Annotated in this window: 21 protein-coding genes and 1 pseudogene; 19 read left to right on the top strand and 3 right to left on the bottom strand. The window is 46.4% G+C overall.

From position 1 onward, the window contains the following. Positions 1–323 precede the first annotated feature (323 nt). The 11 genes and pseudogenes from PRECH8_RS09940 (at position 324) to PRECH8_RS09890 (ending at position 7,490) form a co-directional block, all read left to right on the top strand. Positions 324–497, top strand: coding sequence for a hypothetical protein (locus tag PRECH8_RS09940; RefSeq protein WP_200966954.1), 174 nt, complete (start codon positions 324–326; stop codon positions 495–497). A gap of 153 nt (positions 498–650) precedes the next feature. After that, a pseudogene (locus tag PRECH8_RS14780) lies at positions 651–887 on the top strand (YolD-like family protein); the annotation flags it as partial. A 1,118-nt stretch (positions 888–2,005) separates the two neighbouring features. Next, on the top strand, positions 2,006–2,908 hold the full coding sequence (locus PRECH8_RS09930) for a DUF3895 domain-containing protein (protein WP_200966953.1): 903 nt from the start codon (positions 2,006–2,008) through the stop codon (positions 2,906–2,908). A 77-nt stretch (positions 2,909–2,985) separates the two neighbouring features. Further along, positions 2,986–3,915 carry a tyrosine-type recombinase/integrase gene (locus tag PRECH8_RS09925; RefSeq protein WP_200966952.1) on the top strand — a complete coding sequence of 310 codons (930 nt, stop codon included), beginning with the start codon at positions 2,986–2,988 and terminating at the stop codon, positions 3,913–3,915. Positions 3,916–3,932: 17 nt separating this feature from the next. Continuing rightward, positions 3,933–4,145, top strand: coding sequence for a hypothetical protein (locus PRECH8_RS09920; RefSeq protein ID WP_200966951.1), 213 nt, complete (start codon positions 3,933–3,935; stop codon positions 4,143–4,145). A gap of 11 nt (positions 4,146–4,156) precedes the next feature. After that, positions 4,157–4,873, top strand: coding sequence for a Fic/DOC family protein (locus PRECH8_RS09915; RefSeq protein WP_200966950.1), 717 nt, complete (start codon positions 4,157–4,159; stop codon positions 4,871–4,873). Positions 4,874–4,907: 34 nt separating this feature from the next. Then, positions 4,908–6,266: a DNA topoisomerase gene (locus PRECH8_RS09910; protein ID WP_200966949.1), complete on the top strand. Its 1,359-nt coding sequence runs from the start codon at positions 4,908–4,910 to the stop codon at positions 6,264–6,266. A gap of 105 nt (positions 6,267–6,371) precedes the next feature. After that, positions 6,372–6,653, top strand: coding sequence for a hypothetical protein (locus PRECH8_RS09905; RefSeq protein WP_200966956.1), 282 nt, complete (start codon positions 6,372–6,374; stop codon positions 6,651–6,653). Beyond that, positions 6,650–6,847 carry a monooxygenase family protein gene (locus PRECH8_RS09900; RefSeq protein WP_242457525.1) on the top strand — a complete coding sequence of 66 codons (198 nt, stop codon included), beginning with the start codon at positions 6,650–6,652 and terminating at the stop codon, positions 6,845–6,847. The genes PRECH8_RS09905 and PRECH8_RS09900 overlap by 4 nt, the downstream gene beginning before the upstream one ends. Before the next feature lie 27 nt (positions 6,848–6,874). Beyond that, positions 6,875–7,141 carry a hypothetical protein gene (locus PRECH8_RS09895; RefSeq protein WP_200966947.1) on the top strand — a complete coding sequence of 89 codons (267 nt, stop codon included), beginning with the start codon at positions 6,875–6,877 and terminating at the stop codon, positions 7,139–7,141. A 37-nt stretch (positions 7,142–7,178) separates the two neighbouring features. Then, the gene (locus tag PRECH8_RS09890; RefSeq protein WP_200966946.1) at positions 7,179–7,490 is read left to right on the top strand and encodes a hypothetical protein; all 312 of its coding nucleotides are present in this window, start codon (positions 7,179–7,181) and stop codon (positions 7,488–7,490) included. 70 nt (positions 7,491–7,560) lie between these two features. Here PRECH8_RS09890 and PRECH8_RS09885 read toward each other — a convergent pair whose 3' ends face one another. Next, positions 7,561–7,869, bottom strand: coding sequence for a transporter (locus tag PRECH8_RS09885; RefSeq protein WP_200966945.1), 309 nt, complete (start codon positions 7,867–7,869; stop codon positions 7,561–7,563). 165 nt (positions 7,870–8,034) lie between these two features. Here PRECH8_RS09885 and PRECH8_RS09880 point away from each other — a divergent pair, with 165 nt between their 5' ends. Further along, positions 8,035–8,796, top strand: a complete 762-nt coding sequence (locus PRECH8_RS09880; protein WP_200966944.1) for a GTP cyclohydrolase II — start codon at positions 8,035–8,037, stop codon at positions 8,794–8,796. A 634-nt stretch (positions 8,797–9,430) separates the two neighbouring features. On the opposite strand, the gene PRECH8_RS09875 is transcribed toward PRECH8_RS09880, so the two are convergent. Beyond that, complete coding sequence (locus tag PRECH8_RS09875) at positions 9,431–11,146, bottom strand: sulfate adenylyltransferase (RefSeq protein ID WP_200966943.1); 1,716 nt, start codon at positions 11,144–11,146, stop codon at positions 9,431–9,433. A gap of 236 nt (positions 11,147–11,382) precedes the next feature. On the opposite strand from PRECH8_RS09875, the gene PRECH8_RS09870 reads away from it, so the two are divergent. The 5 genes from PRECH8_RS09870 (at position 11,383) to PRECH8_RS09850 (ending at position 14,479) form a co-directional block, all read left to right on the top strand. Further along, positions 11,383–12,300, top strand: a complete 918-nt coding sequence (locus tag PRECH8_RS09870) for a carbohydrate ABC transporter permease (protein WP_200966955.1) — start codon at positions 11,383–11,385, stop codon at positions 12,298–12,300. Between the two features lie 15 nt (positions 12,301–12,315). Next, a complete protein-coding gene (locus PRECH8_RS09865) occupies positions 12,316–12,822 on the top strand; it encodes an ABC transporter permease family protein (protein WP_200966942.1) in 507 nt (168 codons plus the stop codon). A 106-nt stretch (positions 12,823–12,928) separates the two neighbouring features. After that, on the top strand, positions 12,929–13,141 hold the full coding sequence (locus PRECH8_RS09860) for a hypothetical protein (RefSeq protein ID WP_200966941.1): 213 nt from the start codon (positions 12,929–12,931) through the stop codon (positions 13,139–13,141). A 439-nt stretch (positions 13,142–13,580) separates the two neighbouring features. Continuing rightward, positions 13,581–13,934, top strand: a complete 354-nt coding sequence (locus tag PRECH8_RS09855; RefSeq protein WP_200966940.1) for a UPF0236 family transposase-like protein — start codon at positions 13,581–13,583, stop codon at positions 13,932–13,934. 104 nt (positions 13,935–14,038) lie between these two features. Next, complete coding sequence (locus PRECH8_RS09850; protein WP_200966939.1) at positions 14,039–14,479, top strand: YtoQ family protein; 441 nt, start codon at positions 14,039–14,041, stop codon at positions 14,477–14,479. Between the two features lie 117 nt (positions 14,480–14,596). Here the strand turns inward: PRECH8_RS09850 and PRECH8_RS09845 are convergent, their stop codons facing one another. Beyond that, positions 14,597–16,075 carry a methyl-accepting chemotaxis protein gene (locus PRECH8_RS09845; RefSeq protein WP_207161790.1) on the bottom strand — a complete coding sequence of 493 codons (1,479 nt, stop codon included), beginning with the start codon at positions 16,073–16,075 and terminating at the stop codon, positions 14,597–14,599. A gap of 277 nt (positions 16,076–16,352) precedes the next feature. On the opposite strand from PRECH8_RS09845, the gene PRECH8_RS09840 reads away from it, so the two are divergent. Continuing rightward, entirely contained in the window at positions 16,353–16,733 is a 381-nt protein-coding gene (locus PRECH8_RS09840) for an NAD(P)H-dependent oxidoreductase (RefSeq protein WP_200966937.1), read from the top strand. Between the two features lie 286 nt (positions 16,734–17,019). Then, positions 17,020–17,559 (top strand): GNAT family N-acetyltransferase, encoded by a 540-nt coding sequence (locus PRECH8_RS09835; RefSeq protein ID WP_200966936.1) that lies wholly within the window; start codon positions 17,020–17,022, stop codon positions 17,557–17,559. Positions 17,560–18,536 lie beyond the last annotated feature (977 nt).

Raw genomic sequence — 18,536 nt, 5'->3', positions numbered from 1 at the left:
TGGACTTTCGAAATCTAGGTTCAAAGTCGTTAAAGAAGAATAACGGAAGCGTCAAGATTACAAAAATAAGTCCCACCGTTGAAAACATACCTAAACTAGTAATCTTCATTATGGATCATGCCTCCGGCGGGAATATAGATCCTGGTTGGATTATCAAGTTCAGCATTAAGAAGCCGTGTTCTTAACACCGTTGCTTTTGTATAATTTCGATTGCTTACAATGACCTGGAATTGGTCCGGAAGCACCGTTCTAAATCCCCTCATCCAATGAGGTTATTAGATCGGTGCTTCTTTATTTATGATCATCATAAAGGAGGTTATCTTATGATACTCAAACCTTACTGTTTGGAATATGAAGGATCTTTCATTTTTTTCGATACCTTTGAAGAAGCTGATCAACATGCCAGTGAACTGATCGCTTCCGATTCCCTTCCAAAGGCAGCCTTGATTTGGGAAGGTGGCGAATTAAAATGCGCTTATTATATAATAGACATATAACGGATGAGAACGTACGTTCCTATAGAAGGGTGTGACTGATATTGAAATACGTAAATGAACTAACCCCAGGGTATAATCTATTATGGGAGAGCACGCGCATGATCCTGCCGGAACATCGTGAAGCGATATTAGCTCAACGACAACGCACAAAAAAAAATACGGCCGGAGCTTGATGATCATCAGCTGGAAGAAAACCAACGAATCATCCAAGAATCTATGAATAATAAACGAGAAATAGAAATTCAAGTATACGGAGAATTTGAAGATCGAAGGATCCGCGGATATATTGTCCGTTCGGATGAATATCATGAAAGGCTATTAATTCAGAAATGCACTGGAGATGAATGGATAAAAATCAGTGACATACTTTACGCTGTACTTATGGAATAAGCCATCCAAATTAGGATGGCTTATTTTTCGTTATGCCGCTTGGTATTTGTTCGCAATCCACTGCTTCCATTCACGGATCCAATCATTATTAGCGGACCGGCCATGCCGGGAGCATATGCCGCAGCGGCCGACAGGCTCTCCCTTGCCGCGGCGGAGGGCTGCGGTAGAGTGGTGCAGGCGGCACAAACGTGTGCCATAAAGGAGGCCGCCGTTCCTGGCTATGCCAGGAACGACCCTTTAAGATGCACTTGTCGCACTCCGTATGGAGTGCGTGGATTGAAATAAACTTAAAATTTTCTTGCGGTAGCCAGAAAAAGACAATTAGAATTACACTTAGCAAAAGAAAGCGAGAACCAGAATGAATCGGAGGATCGAAGAGACAAATGACCAGGATCCTCCTGTTTTCTTTCAGTGAAGATAAGCCCCTTGTTTTGCTCTCAAAACGACCATTTTATTTGAATAATAACATAAGTTATTAGGCGTAATATAGCCAAAACTATCCTGTTTTACGACAAATAACTGTGGTATAATAATAGTATAATACGACAAATAACTTCTTGAGTGATTACATCCGAGTCAATTGGTATATCATGGGAGGTTATCGTTTATGAATCTTTGGGATATTGTCAAAATAGCAGCTGTACTTATTCTATCATTTACCATCATTCGAAGTGCTATGATTGTCACTTCTGATCGGGTTTATCATTTAGCATCGAAGAGGATTGTTATGAAGAAGCACGTATTCACTTTGGTAATCTGCTACGGATTATTTGGGCTTATTACCCTGACATAAGTTTCGGAAATATGGGAGGGAGGTAATGGAGACGCATATTATTAATTTTTTTTAAGTATGCAGCTTTATTTTTATCAGGCGTTGGTTTTGCAAACGCAGTGGTTTTAACTGTTAGTCAAGTTGTCATGCAAAAATTTACGGATAATAAATGGGGTTATTTTGAAAGGAAAGTTTATTTTCGATTGCTCTCTGTATCTGCCTTCATGTTTGTAGCATTTTTACCTTTGTATTTCTTTTTATGAGATATTGGAACATTACTTTAAGAATAATTGGGAGTATTGTCGTGTGTGTAACAAGTTTATCTTACTTTCTATGAGGTGAAGTAATGTACAGGTATAAATTAAGTGTAGAAGAGAGGGATCAATTATTTGAACAGCTAAGTCCAGAACAACAAGAGTTTCTTAAACAGCAATTGGTTCGTGGTAAACGCACCGCATTCGCGAATGCTATGGCCAAGGAAAAAGGATTATCCATACCACCGGATGCAAGTTTTGAAGATATTGAATTCCTGTTAGATGATTGGGTTTATGTAGGCTATATTGATGCCGGCGAAGTGACACCGTTGCTAAGATGCGAATGCGGCCGGCCCCTTCGCTATCAACATATCGTTGAAAATAAGAGGACCGGTGAAGTGAAGAAGTTTGGCATCTTACACTTGCAAGAGCATCTGAACATAGATGCCAAAACAGTTGATGCCGTGAAGAAGGGAATTAATGCTGTTGACTATGAGCTTGATGAGGTACTAATTAAGATCCAGCGTAACTGGCAGCCAGATCCGGATCTTATAAATCATCCTGATTTACCGGAAGAAGCCAAGATTATGTTGGATTTGAATCTACCGCTGTTGGATCGTCATATTCGGAGACTATATCATCAACGAAGTATGATTATAAATATGAACGAAAAAGAACTAAACCATAAACCTGAGATGGATTCGCTGTTATTTGATAATGCTTCTGAGGGACAAAGACAAACGGAGGATCTCCTTGATCCTTTAGTGCTGCCCGTTGAATTCCACGATCCTGTCCGCAAGTATCTTGCGGAAGGAATTAAAAGCGCTCGTATCATATGTGAATTATTAATTGAGAAACATGGAGCACCTAATAAACGATTCAAGTCGGGGCGTCCGAAGATTTATGTGCCTGTTTGCATTTTCATTGAACGGGATAATCCAGGGGTCAAAGTGGTGGATTTAAATCGTATGGATCGACAATACTACATCAATTAGTCTAGGGATCTTTTGTAATTGCAATGAAGAAGTATTATATGCAGCAGGTGTCAACAAAGACATAAGGATTGATAAAGATGAATTTCGATAACTTTCGATTATGGCTACAAGAAGAAGGAAAAAGATCCAACACGATCACCAGGTATATCAAAGTCGCATCAGATTTTATTGATTGGCATATGAGCAAGACGGGTCAGACCTTTGATCCGAGACTGGTTACCCCGCTCGACATGCAAGATTGGAAATCCTATCTTCTCAATGAGGCAACGTATGTGACTTCGCATGGCCAACAGCAACGTTATTCTGTATCAACCGTAAATAATGCCATCAAAAGCATAAAAGTTTTTTTTGATTATTTGCAGGAACAAGGCGTTATCCCTTCAAACCCAGCAGTTAAATTGCGGCCTCAAAGGGTTCAGGAATTCGATCAGCCTCGATGGCTGGATCGAGCAGAACGAAGCCGACTTCTCTTTTATATCGATAACGCGGAACTGAGAAAGAAGAATGCCTGGCGGTTTACGCGTAACCGAGCAATTTGCTTTGTGATGCTGCATGCGGGATTAAGGGTGTCGGAAGTTGCGAATTTGGAGCTGGATGATCTCGATTTTTATGAAGAGATCCTGCATGTGCGAGATGGTAAGGGCGGAAAGTCTAGGCATATTCCGATGAATAAAGATTTAGTTGGGGTGTTAGAAGAATGGCTGGAATACCGCGATGATGTGAATACAAAAAAAGTTTTTATTTCACAGCGAAAAAATGCATTGACGGTAGATGGAATTGAACATTTATTCCGATCGCTTAGTGTAAAGGTTGGGATACCGGATCTGACACCGCATGTGTTACGACATACATTTGCGCATGATCTCGCTGAGCGCGGCGAATCATTACAGACGATTGCGAGGCTGCTTGGCCACACGAATATTAATTACACCAAAATATATGTCTCCCCGAGCCGTGAAGAAACAAGAGCTGCTGTAAACAAACTGGCCGGGGAAAGATACAGCTGAATGAAAGGAGCATTCGTATGATCAAAGAAAGCATTTACGCATCAATGAAGCCTGAACATGTGAAATTCAGAAGGGAGCAAATGCGAGTGAATAATTATATTGAGAACATTCTTCCAAACCCCAAGATCGATGCGTTCGTAGAGGAACTTGATAAACAAGGGATTCATGATACGGAGGAACGCATTAAGCTCATCGGAGATTTTATCAAATCTAAGAAACATAGGCGGTGAGTTTCAAATTGATGCATTTTAATCGTTCAAAACAAGAGGAAAATATTTATCTATCGTACCACTATCCGGGTATGAATGTTTTGAAGAATAAATTAGATTTAAGAGATCCGAAAGATCTTGAAGCAGCAGAGTTGTATTTTACTGAAGAACGTTTAAGTCAACCCTTGCCTAAAGAAGCAAGGGAACTAACCTATGAAGGTTTTTTAGCATTGCATAAACATATTTTCCAGGACCTCTATGACTGGGCGGGCAAGCCCCGAAATTACACCACTGGACGCGGACCGATTCCTTTTGCAAGACCTGAGAATATCGAGACCTGGATGCGCCAGCAGTTTAAGAAATTAGAAGAATACAATTTTTTGCGAGGGCTTTCTAAGGATGAATTTGCTGAGAAAGCAGCTGAGATTGTCAATGAGATCAATGCAGCTCATCCTTTCATAGAGGGTAACGGACGTACACAGCGAGTTTGGCTGGGCATTTTAGCTGAACAAGCTGGGTATAAGCTGGTTTTAACGAACCAAGATCGTGAGCGATGGTATGAAGCATCGCGTATTGGGTTCGAAAAGGTCGATCATAAACCAATGGCTGCACTTATCCGAGAATGTCTAGATCGAGAACCTCAGCTGATGAAGGAAAAGCGTTCTATCGCTGATCGAGTAAATGGTGCCGTTAAGCAGGCAGCTGAAAAGCAAATTACGAGCAAAAAGCGAGACGATCTTGTCCGATAATTTTTTCAGTATCGCTAGTTAACGGGGTGGCTTCATGAGTGTAGTAATATTAGCAGAAAAGCCGGATATGGGAAGAAAAATCGCAGAATCATTGGGGCAAAAGAAGGCTCATCGAGGCTATATCGAATTAACGAATGGTGATATTGTAACCTGGGCGATTGGCCATATTGTCCGTCTTAAAACGCCGGATACGTATTCTGAATATAAAGAATGGACATTAGAATCACTGCCTATCATTCCAAATCCCATGCTGTATGAAGTGGATCCGAGCAAGAAAGGTCAGTTTCAAATTATTAATGACCTTTTAAGTAAGGCACATACTTGCATTATTGCAACAGACCCAGGAAGAGAAGGGGAGCATATTGCACGAACTATAATTCGTGCTTGCAAGTATAAAGGGAAACTTCTTAGATTATGGATCCATGATTTAACGCCATCGACAATTCGTGAAGGTTTTAAGGATCTCCAGGATGCATCGAAGTACGATAACTTGGCCGCTGCGGCACAGGTAAGAGCTTACGCGGATTATTGGATTGGGTTTACTGCCACAAGATTTTTTACGCTTGTTGCCCGGGAGGTAACCGGTGAAAATACGCTGCTTTCAGCGGGGAGAGTTCAAACACCAACGCTTCGCATTGTCTATGACAGAGAATTGGCCATTGAAGAGTTCAAGCCTGAACCATTTTATATCGTTCATACGAAGTTCCAACATTCTAACGGAATTTATTCCGGGCAATGGTTTAAAGAAACGAACGATGGCCGTGTTACTCGATTCGAATCAAAAGAAGAAGCAGAAAAAATCGTACAGAAGATCGAAGGCCAATCGGCTGTAGTCACGCACTACGAAGAAAAGACAGTTAAGAGGAATGCGCCGCAGCTGTTGCATTCCACTTCGATCAAAACCGCGGCTAGAAAAGAACTGGGTTTTAGCATCGATAAGACAATGAAGGTGCTGCAAAGCATTTATGATAAAGGTTATGTTACCTATCCGCGAACTTCAAGCCGGCATTTAAGTGAAAATGCGGCAGATCAGCTCGCGGATCGATTAGCCGCGATGCAGAAGGATAAGAAGTATGCTCATCTATTCCCGGAGAAAATTAAAAGCCTTAAGGGAAACAAACGTTACGTGGATGATGCCAAGGCAACGGAACACCATGCGATTGTCCCAACAGGAGAAATTCCTACCGATGTTACGGCTGACGAAGAAAAATTATATGAGCTGATTCTTCGCTATATCCTTCATAATTTTTCTCCAACCTTCTTCAACGATAACAACCGCCTTGGTGAAGAAGGTCTCAGATGCAACCTCAGTAATGAGATGTACTTCTTTATCGATTCCAGAATGATGATGGGCGGTCTAAGGCATATGAAAAGGAATGGTCAAAATTTATGAAGAGAAACCCTGAAGCAACTAAAGACCAAATTATTGATTTTTATAATACAATTAGAAAAGATCCCCGTTGGGATGGAGGATTTTAAAAGATTGGAGGAGGACAAATTGAAAAGATTTTATCGTATTAGGGATAATACGAATTACAGCCGTGGATGGCTATATGCTTATAAGATTTATCCATTGTCGGAAGAACAGGTTAATGATTGCCAAGTGTGCGGGCGGATTGGCCGGTATCCTAAACGGGAATTCGCCGTTGATGTTGAGGGCGGCAAGAAATTTCCTGATATTCTGGAATGCGCCGCATATCCTCTGATGATTGTAAGCAAGGACGTGATCGATGTTCCTTCGAACAACTGGAGCACTATGCACATGGTGCGAAACATATGAAAGCATGGCGGGACTTTAACCGCAAGGTGGGGGCCAATCCTGCTGTCGGCATCTATCATGAAACCTATCTCGTGAATTCTGGTCATTATGAGACCATGTATGTGAATATGCCTGTCTACGGTTTAGCCAAAGCAAGTGAACATGTTCCGATTACCGCAGAGCTGAACTCTGCGAGGCAACGTTTAAGAGAGTAACCATCACTGTCACCTGCGGCTGAATTTATGAACGATTATAGTGACTGGAAGGCGATTGAGATGAGGAGAAACCTGCATTTACTCATTTTGGGCGTCATCTTTCTCATGCTTGGACCGGTGATCTATTGGATAGTAAGAGGAGATGATGATCGCTATATCCGCATTATCAATACTCCATCTCTAGATGCATTGGGAAGCGGGCCTGTCATGTTGTGGGTGTTCGTTATACCAACCGTCATCGGTGTGATATTGTTGCTTATGTTTGCTGTAAGGATGATGAACAATCGCGAATAGAATGAGAGGATAATCATGCGCAAGACAGGCCATTACTTTGTATTATAAAAATTATAATTACGGCGGTCAGCTTGGCGCTTATGCCCTGCAAAAAGCCATTGCTAAGTTAGGATTTCCATGCGAGCAGATTTCATTCAAATGGCTGGATGACCACACGCTGCAAGCCTATGAATGTGCTCCGGGCGCTGATCATTTCAGGGCATTCTCCGAAAGCATTCCCCACAGCGAGCGTTTATATGTCGCAACCGATCTTGCGGAGTGTGTAGATGATTACGATATTTGCGTGTGCGGCAGTGATCAGATTTGGGGGCTGCCATGGGTGATATCCGATGAGGTTTTAGAATCTTAATAAACCTCAACATGTGCGCAGCTGCAAATAAGAAAGAGGGGATTTCCCCTCTTTTTTTGACGGCGTGCCATCAGAAACATGTGAAAGAGTTGATCTGTCGCAAATCCATCCCGAAAAAAGTCCAGAAGAAGCCATTCCAACGAAAGCCGGAGACGGACGTTCTGCCGACAAAAACGGGATAAAACCAAAACCCTGGACCAGACTGCGGCCAGATATAAGTATACCGGAACAAGCAGCCGGAGATGGCGCCGGGATCAACGGCAAATGTTGTGGTCAGAGGCTGCTGGGGGGTGAATTGCGGCGGCGGTCCCGGCGGGGTCTGGCCCGAACCCTGGGGCGTCTGTTGTCCAGGAGAGATAAACGGCGGAAGAAAAGCCATGCTCACATACACTCCTTTGTTCTAGGTTAGAGTATATAATACGTAAGGCAGCCCAAAATTGGACTAGGCGGAATCACCAATTGGACCCTCGATTCATCATGTAAGAATGGTATAATCATGGGTATCAATCAGGATGAATCATCTCTCAAAGGGGACTGTTCTAGAATGACTGTTGTAAAAACCTTTGATCCGAACGTGATATCTCTGCTGCACAATAAGATACACCGGATCGAATCCGGTGAAGGGGCCATTTATCTTGTTGGTCCGATTAAGCTTCCCGTTAACTTAGATGGGGAAACCGTCGAATTCAAATGGTATTGCTGGCTTAACTGCGGTGAAGAGACGGAAAACTTCGAGCAGATTATAGCTAAGTTATCTTCCGTGAATTTAGCGGAATACCAGCAATCCAGCGTTCTGGTATACGGTGATTTTGAGGATGCGGAGACGGCATTGATTCGTTTCCACTCCATCTGTCACACCGGGGATATCTTCGGCAGCAAGCGATGCGACTGCGGCTTCCAGCTTAAACAATCGATGAAACTAATCGTCGAACATGGTCACGGCGCTTTGTTCTATCTTGCGAATCATGAAGGAAGAGGCATCGGGCTCTTCAGCAAAGCGCTTGCCTATATTCTTCAGGAGAACGGGTATGATACCGTGGATGCCAACCTCCAGCTCGGCTTTGTGGATGATGCGCGGGATTACAGCGATGCGATCCGCGTGTTGCAAGTGCTTCGGACTAAGCCGGTCACCCTGATCACCAACAATCCAAGAAAACTGGAGGCGCTAAGAAGAGCAGGGTTGGACGTTGAGAATCGTGTTCCATTGTGGGGAGATATCTCCGAATATAACGAGAAATACTTAAAGACCAAGATCGAAAGATCGGGGCATCTGGAGGAGGAAGAGGGCTGCTGCAACAATGATTAGGGGCAACATGTTGTATGCAAGAAGGGGAATCATGGTCATCCCATGATTCCCCTTCGGTATGTTTTTGGTAAGTTTTCATCTAACCAATCGCCTGTCCTAAAGAAAAGAGGAAGCATAGGGCAAGGTAGATGACTGAGACGATGAATATTGTCGGTTTTGGTATGGAAGGAGTGCGACTCCGCTCTGAGACGACAGTTTCTGTTGATTCAAGCGGAAAACGGGGCGATTTGACTCGGAATCGACAAAAAATGATGACTCAGGAGCACAAGCATGGCCGTCAGCGCGTGAGCCAACAAATGTTGTCGACTCAGGATCGGAAGCGGGCAGCTTGCCGTGAGCCAACAAAAAATGTTGACTCAGGAGCATAAGCGGGCAGTCAGCGCCTGAGTCAACAAATGTTGTCGACTCAGTAGCGCAAGCCAGACAAACCTGCTGCGAATCAACAAAAAATGTTGACTCAGGAGCACAAGCAGAGCAAGCAGCGCCTGAAACGACAAATATTGCCGATTCAGGCGTCGAACGAGCACGCTCACCGAAAGAGGGGAATCATGCACGTATTCATACGCGCATATGATTCCCCTCAGTACGATGCAGCTCAGATCTCAGATGCATCTATACAGATCTTCGATGCAGCCTATTCATCGATCCCGCGGTAGCGCTTGTAGGGCAGCGGGTTCCAGATGCGGTATTGGAGCGCTTCGCTGCGGAGCGGGGCGGGGATATCGTCGAGGATGCGCCGCGCCACATCCAGCTCCCGCCGGGCTTCTTCCTTATCTTGATACAGGAATTCATCCGATGCTTCGTCGGGAGCGATCCGCACCTTCTCTTCTAAGTAGTCGATGACCATCTCCTGCTGCTCATGGATGGATTCCCGGGCGGCAGCGATCCAATCGGGCTGCACGGTGCGCAGGGTGTCTGAGATATAACTGAATTCATTGAAGATATCCCGGTAGATCCGATCAGCGTTCTCACGGACATCGGTGATGGCGGCGGCCAGATCCTCGATCGTCAGTTCTTCCGGCTTAAGCGGCGTGCGGCGCTTCGGTCCGCCGATCCCGGTATGCGTCAGATAATACGGGAACACGCTTGTAATCGCCTTGCCCACGGGGGAGATCGCCATCTGATCCTCAGCGACGCCCTTCGGCTGGATGCCCTGCATCGCGATTCGCGCCGACTCCGGCCGGACGATCTCCTTCGGCGGCAGCACACCGTAACGCAGCAGTTCCCGGATCCCGGTTCCCGAGATATTAATTCGATACTGTTCGTCATGGGGGCAGGTCTGTTCCGTCGCCTGGGTATCACAGCGTGTGCAATAGAACACCTCATGATACAGGCGCACATCGATGCCGATCTCTTCGGGACGGTATTCGTCAAAGACGGTATGGCTGGCGTACTTGTCATAGAAGCCCCCGACGCCGGCATGGTCGCGGCCGATGAGCGCATGGGTGCAGCCGTAGTTTTTCATGATGATGGCATGGAGCACGGCTTCCCGCGGACCGGCGAAGATATAGGTGACTCTGAGCGGCGCCAGGATGGCGCGATCCTTCGGATAGTATGTGTCCAGCACACTGCGGTACGAGAGGATGCGGAACTCGTGCCGCGTATATTCCCGTTTCGCCATCTCCACGAGGGGCTGGATGAAGAGACCGTCCAATTCCTCGAGGGCATTGCGGTGAATATATTCATGACCGCGGTGCAAGGGGTTGGCTCCTGTGATGAACCCGCCGACGGACCTAAACTTCTTCTCCTCATAGAACAACCGCCACGTATCCTTCGGCTCCATGCGCAGCCCTTCGAAGGGTCCCCAATGTACCCGGTTCAGCAGCTGAATGGGGCCGCCCAGCGCTGTATCTCCCATGCGGCGGTAGATCGCATCGACGCCGGGGTGGCTGCGATCCGTCGTACCGAACAGATGGAAGGCACGGAATTTCCGGTCATAATGGAAAATATCATCGATACGAAGCAAGGCGATCGGCTCTTTGTCGTGATCCACCAGTGCGACTTCATCGCCGACTGACAGCGCTTTCAAGACTTGCAGATTGCGTTCCCCATTCGGTGCGAAGCTGAGCGGCACGGGCCAGATCAGGCCGTTTGCCAGCCGTCCGCGCAGCAGAACGGACTTGTAATCCTCTTCTACCATGAACCCCTCGTTGGGTGAGAGCACGCCCGTGGCGATCATCTCCAGGGTAATGATGGCCTCCAGATCCACCATGATCATGGGCAGGGACTTCGCCCGCTTCAGCGCTTCCTCTCGTTCCTGGCCGGTAAGTATGCGGTTTACGAGTTTCCCTCCATGGGGCTTTTGCGGATAGCGATCCACATTCGTCTCCATCCATGTGCTTTGACTCATCACTTCACCCTCCCGATTGCATTTCTTTCAATAAAACGTAACATATGTCACACCAGAACACAACCATTATTTAGAATTGTAAGTGCTGTTATTTCCTTTTGCCTGCAATTCAGATGTAAAGATATTCTCGAAACAGTAATGAAATTGCACTGTTGCTGATTTTTCGAAAACCTATAATGGGTTCATATCGAGGAGGTGAGGTTCTTTTGAAACAAACAGCAACGGCTGACACAGCGATGAATGGAAGACCCGCCGTATTCAAGAGAAAGATGAGCAGAAATGAATGGCGCGATACGGCAGCAGGGTATCTGTTTATCGCACCGATGTTAATTGGGAGCGCTGTTTTGATCCTTTTTCCGATCTTCGCTTCGTTCATCTTGAGCCTGACCGATTGGAATTTCGTCACGGGGCTAGGAGGAGCAAGCTTTGTAGGATTGGGCAATTTCATCGCGCTCTTCCAGGATGCCGTATTCGTGAAAGGGCTTACCAACAACTTCATCCTGTTATTGGTTGTGCCCATAGGACTGGCCATCTCGCTGGTCTTGGCTGTCATCATTAACAAAGGGGTATATTTCAAAGATACGTTCAAGGTGATCTATTTCATGCCTTACATCTCCAGTACGGTTGCGATCGCCTTGGTATTCCAGGTGTTATTCCATCCGACGGACGGACCGATTAACAAGCTGCTCATGTCCTTGGGCATAGAGAATGTTCCGGGATGGATCGCAAGTTCGGACTGGTCCCTCATCTCCGTCATGATCATCATCATCTGGACCCAGCTGGGCTTCCAGACCATCATGTACATCGCTGCGCTGCAGAATATTCCGCAGCAATTGTATGAAGCGGCGAATGTTGACGGGGCCTCGAAGTTGTATCAGTTCTTTAAGATCACCGTGCCCCTGGTCACGCCGACGACGTTCCTGCTTCTAATACAGGGACTCGTGCACACCTTCAAGGTCTTCGACCTGATCATCGTATTGACCGAAGGCGGACCGGCGTATTCCTCGACCATACCGGTGCTGTATCTGTACCAGCAAGCCTTCGAAGAGCTCAAGACCGGTTATGCGTCGGCGATTGCTGTCATCCTGTTCCTGATCCTGACCTTGATTACGCTCTTGCAATGGATCGGACAGAAGAAGTGGGTTAACTACTAGAAAGGAGGGGGGAGGATGCCAGCTGCATTTCAGACGATCAGATGGTCTAAAGTACTGACTACGTTCTTGCTTGCCATCATGGGTTTATTGTTCATCATGCCGTTCCTCTGGATGATCTCGGCATCGTTCAAAGTTGAGGCAGATGTATTGAAATTCCCCATCGAATGGATCCCAACGACCTGGAACGCGGTGGAGAACTATACGGAGGTTTGGTTTGGAGCAAAACCCTTCGCTTTGTACTATTGGAATTCGATCAAAGTTGCTGTCTTAACGACCTTTGGATCAGCGTTTTTCTCCTGTTTGGCTGCTTATGCCTTTGCGAAGATCTCGTTCAAGGGCAGGGATGCGCTCTTCCTGATGATGTTCGGCAAAGAACGAGAGCACCCGTTGATCAAAGCCGACGGTTCTTCGAATATGGACGATCCATTAGTCAGAAGTTCGCTGCAGCTGCGCTACGATCTGGAGCAGGTAGACCAATCCTCTGAACCATATGCTAACATCACTTCGCAGAAGCTGAACTAAAGCGGAGGAAGACCGGCTGACGCCGGAGGCGAAAGCGCTTAATGATATCGAGATCGCGCGGAATCTCGAAACCGTCACCAACCTCTTGGATCCTGCCGTTATCACCATGATCATCGACCCGATCTATACCTATACGAATGCTGCGAGTTTGGATGAAGACAGCGACTTCTGGCGCGAACTGTATGCCGATATCCAAAGTTCGAGCATCCTGCAGTCCTTGGCACTTCTGCTGCGAATGACCTTTAACCGCATTTTTTTTTGCGTGTCGTGTATGATGATAATTGAGTATATGAATCTGATCTGGTCTAATCTGATCTAATCTGGTTGACCAAATAACGGAAGTCAAATTTACACTATTTCGCTCAAAATGCGGTTTTTCGAGAAATAAGAGAAGTCAAATTTACCTTATTGCATGGGATTGCAGGAAAATCATCAGGTTTCAGGCGTTTTTTTGAGAATAAGAGAAGTTTGACTTCCTTTATTTCACGATTAATCAAGAAAAACGAGAAATAGAGGAAATCCGACTATCCTTATTTCTGTGTTGGCGGTGTTGATCGCTTCGCGGGATATGTAAGCTGCACGCTGCGGACAATGCAGGACTGCAGGTCATGAAGGTAATGCAGGCATGTGAGTGTAAAATGTTTGTGGGCAGTAAAAAGGAATAATTAGTGAAACAATGTTTAAAAGCATGGAAAAAGGCTTCCCTTCTTGGTAGAGTGAAATGCGGCAAAACAAACCACTCAGAAAGGGGAAGCCTCATGCAACAGTTTATCATGAATTTGCCGACATTGAAAGAAATCGAAGTGAATTTATTTCAACAATTGCATGAAATATTTTCGGATGTGATGATCCGCGTTCTTGAAGAAATCGACCGATGGCTTATGGAGCATCGTGAACACGCACGGTATCGTTTGCGCGATACCCGTCAAGTGACGATGAGCACCTTATTTGGCGAGATCTCCTTCTCACGAAGGCTGTATCAGGATCGCCAAACAGGTACGTATGTCTACTTGTTGGATCAGGCTCTTGCCTTTGATGGGCAAACGGGGATCAGCCCGCATCTTGAGGAGAACATTTTCACCAAACTTAGAAGGCTGCCCACAATTGCTTGACACACACTAGATTCGATACAATGAAGCAGGATGGGTTGTTCACAGTGAGTTGGTACTATCACTGAAGTGAGATGGTTTACTATAACTTATATGGAGGGTCTGCAATGGAGCTTGTTGTCTATCTGGCGGGACAGATTCATGATGATTGGCGGGATGAATTGGCGAACAAAGCGAAGGAACGGAATCTCCCGCTGGTCTTCGTCGGCCCGCAAACCAATCATGACGAATCCGATGACATCGGTGAAGTAATCCTGGGCAAGCAGCCCGGCAAGTTATACAGGGATGATGCCTCGGCTGCCATTAATAATCTGCGGACACAGGTCTTGTTGAACAAAGCGGATGTCGTGGTCGCTCTCTTCGGTGAACAATACAGACAGTGGAACACGGCAATGGATGCCAGCATGGCAATCGCGCTCAACAAGCCGACGATCATCATCCGGCCGGAATCCCTGATCCATCCGTTGAAAGAGCTCTCCAACCGGGCGAATGTAACGGTGGAGACGATCGATCAAGCCCTGGACGTGCTGGCTTATATCTTTAAGTAAGATAGTGGAATAGGCAGGGGAATTTATATGCGAAGGAGTTGTCCATCAGTAGTCATGGCTGACTAACTAGACAGCTCCTTTTTTTGTAAGAGTGTTACATTTGCTCGGTTCGCAGCGTCATATTAGATAGAAACTTCTTACGGATTGCACGATTTCCTGGATGATCTCGCTGACGGACTGCACCGCACTGCGAATCCCTTGGAAAGATGTATTCAGATCCTCGATCGTGCGTCCGCCGGTGCGAACAACTTCAGTAGCTTGTCGGTTGGACTGCACGACCTGCTGCATCTCTTTCTGGATCTCCTGGATGATCGCGGTGGTTTGCTCAGAAGAATATCTTGTTTGTTCTGCCAGTTTGCGAATCTCATTGGCAACGACGGAGAACCCTTGACCATGTTCGCCTGCCCGTGCTGCTTCGATCGAAGCATTGAGCGAAAGCAAGTTGGTCTGATTCGCGATCTCGGTGATCTGCAGGATGATCTCGCCGATCTTCGTGGACTTGTCTCTCAGCGAAGCGATCGAATTGGCTGCTGTATTCATGGTCTCTGTGATATGATTCATTTCTTTGGTCGCTCTATGTACCATCTGTGTGCCGGCATCCGTTTGCTCGAGCGCTTGTTGTGAACGCTGCAGCATGTTTTGGCAGCTGCGGTCGATTTGTTGAATATGTGTTGCACCTTGCTGTAAGAAGGCGGTAACTTCTTGCAGGCTGGCGGATTGCTTCTCTGCGCCATCGGCCGTTTCATGGGCCATCTCCGCCATCTGCTGAACCGTGCGCGTGCTCTCTTGGGAACTTGCGGACAGCTCCTCCGAGGAGGTCGCTAACTGCTTTCCTGCTTCCGCCATCTTAGCTACTAAGCGGTACAGGCTCTGCCTTAGTTGGTTCGTTCCGTTCACCAACTGGGCGAGTTCATCCTTCGATTTGAGGGGGATATCCTTCATTGTGAGATTGCCCTTAGCTATCTCTTGCAGATGGTTCAGCACCGCGAAGATATGATCTAAGACATAGTGGCCGAAAAGCCGGCTGATGACCAATCCGAACATCACGGCGATGAGACAGCCGGCCAGGATCAGGATCAGCAGCCAGCGATAGTTCAATTCACTGTCTACGATTAATGTTTCTGCATAGGCTTCATTGTATTCTGCCAGAACATCCAGTTGCTCTACTGCGCGTTGGAAGAATGTTATGCTTAATTTCTGTTCTTCAAGTGCTTCTCTATATAGACCGGATCGGATGAGCTCAATATTGGCTCTGACCTGGTCTGCGTAAACCTCCCAGAGCTTGATGAAGTCCTGAAATGCCTGAAACGTTTCGTCCGTCATATGGAATTGGGCATATTGATCTATAGTTTCTTGAATCAGTTGCAGGTTGTGTTCTGCGCTTTTGGCATATGACGGATCTTCTTCTATGGCTGACTGCAACATTGATACTCTGGTGTTCTGGGTTAGTTTCTCTAAGGAAACAAGCAATGAGGTAGGACGAAGTCCGTCTTCGTATATGTTTTTGGCATTGTTTTGGATTAAGTACATACCGGCCGCAAGTCCAAGGATGATTAGGACGAAGATTCCCATGATTGAGAAGTAGGATAGCTGCATTTTTCTTCTGAGGTTAAGATGAAGTCGAAAGTTAAATCGCATATGTGTACACTCCTAATGATGTGTAATTTTTTTACACAGGGTCTAATCGTACTACAAAGATTAAACAGCCGCTATGATATCTGTTTTATCAGAAGAACAATTGACAGATGCGGAAAGAACATACTATATTATCCATACCGAAATACCCGTAATAACCTAAAAAACCATAATAAGCCGACTAGTCCACTGGAGGCTCTCAATAGTCTACAAACTGCCGGCCCAGGCGCTGATCACAGTGGATGGTGCGCATGATGAGGTGATCGCAGCGAATGCCAAAGTAGCTGAAGCGGCCGCGGTCATCGTGCTTACACCGGTTTATCAAGCGGCATATTCAGGGATTCTCAAAGCTTACCTTGATCTCATCCCGCAGAAAGGGTTGAAAGGGAAAACTGTTCTCCCCATAGCCGTGGGCGGTTCATCCCATCATCTGCTGATGATCGAATATGCCTTGAAACCTGTGTTGTCCGTCCTTAATGCTGAGAGAATACTGCAGGGTGTATACATCATCGATCGGATGATCGAGCGGACAGAAGATGGCTTTGAGATTCATGAAGAGGCATGCGCAAGGCTGGATGAGCAGTTGAAGTTATTGCTGACCGAATCAACTGAGGGGTAGGGCTGGTGAATGTTTGATGATGGAGGAATGTATGAAGGAAGGGAAGCGGGACGGAAGCAGCGGCTTTTGGCCCGCTTTTTTTGGTGATGAAGTGTTGACGGAAGAATCATATGTGCAAGGAAAGGAAAATGTATATTTATAAGCAGTCGGAGGAAGGCAGATCAATCGTTCAACGTGCATAGATCTCGAATTCGGTGTTGTGTATAATGTTCCATGTTTGCAAAACGACCTGAATGGTCTCCTAGATACATAGGAATATGACTAATGTTAGCGGAGGAACATGAAGATGGACTATCAGATACTGAAACCTACAATCGCTGAACACATCGAAGTTGCAGTAGCAGAACCCAAAGATGCAGATGAGATCATGGATCTGTTGATTGAGATCGCCGAATGGTTTCGAAGCCGCGGCTCCAAACAATGGGCGGCTTTGCTGGAGGGCAGGGATGATCATAAGACGGCAGAGGTCATACATAGTAGGCGTGTCTTCATATTCAAAGATGGTGAAGAGATCGCGGGAATGGTGATCTTGTTGGATCGGCCGAGTCCGTGGGATATTCGTCTTTGGGGTGAAGACCGGGCTTATGAAGGAGATGGTACGATTTATGTGCACCGCCTGGCGGTTAAGCGAAAATATGCCGGCAGAGGTCTGGGGCGGAATATCCTAAACTGGTGCAGCAGCGGGATCAGATTCCCGGGTAAGCATTGTCTCCGATTAGACTGCGTGGGGTACAACGAAACGTTGAAGTCCTTCTATATGCAGAACGGTTTTACTTATCTTGGGGATGAGCATGGATACAGTTTGTTTACGAAGGAGCTTGAGTGATCTGAGAGTTCGGCGGATAGGAGGATCATGGGGCGGGGGGCGTGTGTGATGGAGGATCCGCGCATCGCCGGCTGAAGTCGTGCGTTTGAGGGAGGAGCGGGGAATCATCCAGCGGCGGAGGGCGAGCGTGTAACGGAGGGGCGTCCGGCGTGAGTGAGATCGTCTGGCGTGAGTGAGAGCGTCGTCGTAACAGGAGATCGTCGTCATGCACAACAGGTGATCGATGGCGTAACGGAACGAGGATTCCTTATTAGTGCTCAAACTGTGGTTTTCCGCATCTTAACGGAACTGTGGTGCGTTATTTGCTGATTTTGTGGGTCACTTTCCCTTGGAATCGCCAAATAGCGAACTGTAGTTCCGTTGCATTTTTGTGGGGGCTGTTTTTGGTGCAATAAGGTACTGTAGTTCCGTTAGCATAAGGTGGGGGATGGATCGTCTGGTGTAACGGAAGGGGGATTCCTTATTAGTGCTCAAACTGCGGATTTCTGCAACTTAACGGAACTGTGGTGCGTTATTTGCTGATTTTGTGGGTTATTTCCCCTTGGAATCGCCGTATAGCGAACTGTAGTTTCGTTGTATTTTTGGGGGGGCTGTTTTTTGGCAAATAAGGTACTGTAGTTCCGTTAGCATAAGGAGGAAGGATCTTTCGGCGGGGGGCGAGCGTGTAACGGAGGGGCGTCCGGCGTGAGGGAGATCGTCTGGCGTAATAGGAGATCGATGGTGTAACAGGAGATCGGAAGTGTAACGGAACGAGGATTCCTTATTTATGCTCAAACATCGGATTTCTGCAACTTAACGGAATTGTGGTGCGTTATTTGCTGATTTTGGGGGTCACTTTCCCTTGGAATCGCCAAATAGCGAACTGTAGTTCCGTTGCATTTTTGTGGGGGCTGTTTTTTGGCAAATAAGGTACTGTAGTTCCGTTAGCGGATTAGCCCCCTAAGTTTGGACACATTCTCACATAAACTTAGGGGATC

Source organism: Insulibacter thermoxylanivorax (assembly GCF_015472005.1).
GTDB lineage: Bacteria > Bacillota > Bacilli > Paenibacillales > DA-C8 > Insulibacter > Insulibacter thermoxylanivorax.
This window is presented reverse-complemented; position numbering and strand designations above follow the sequence as displayed.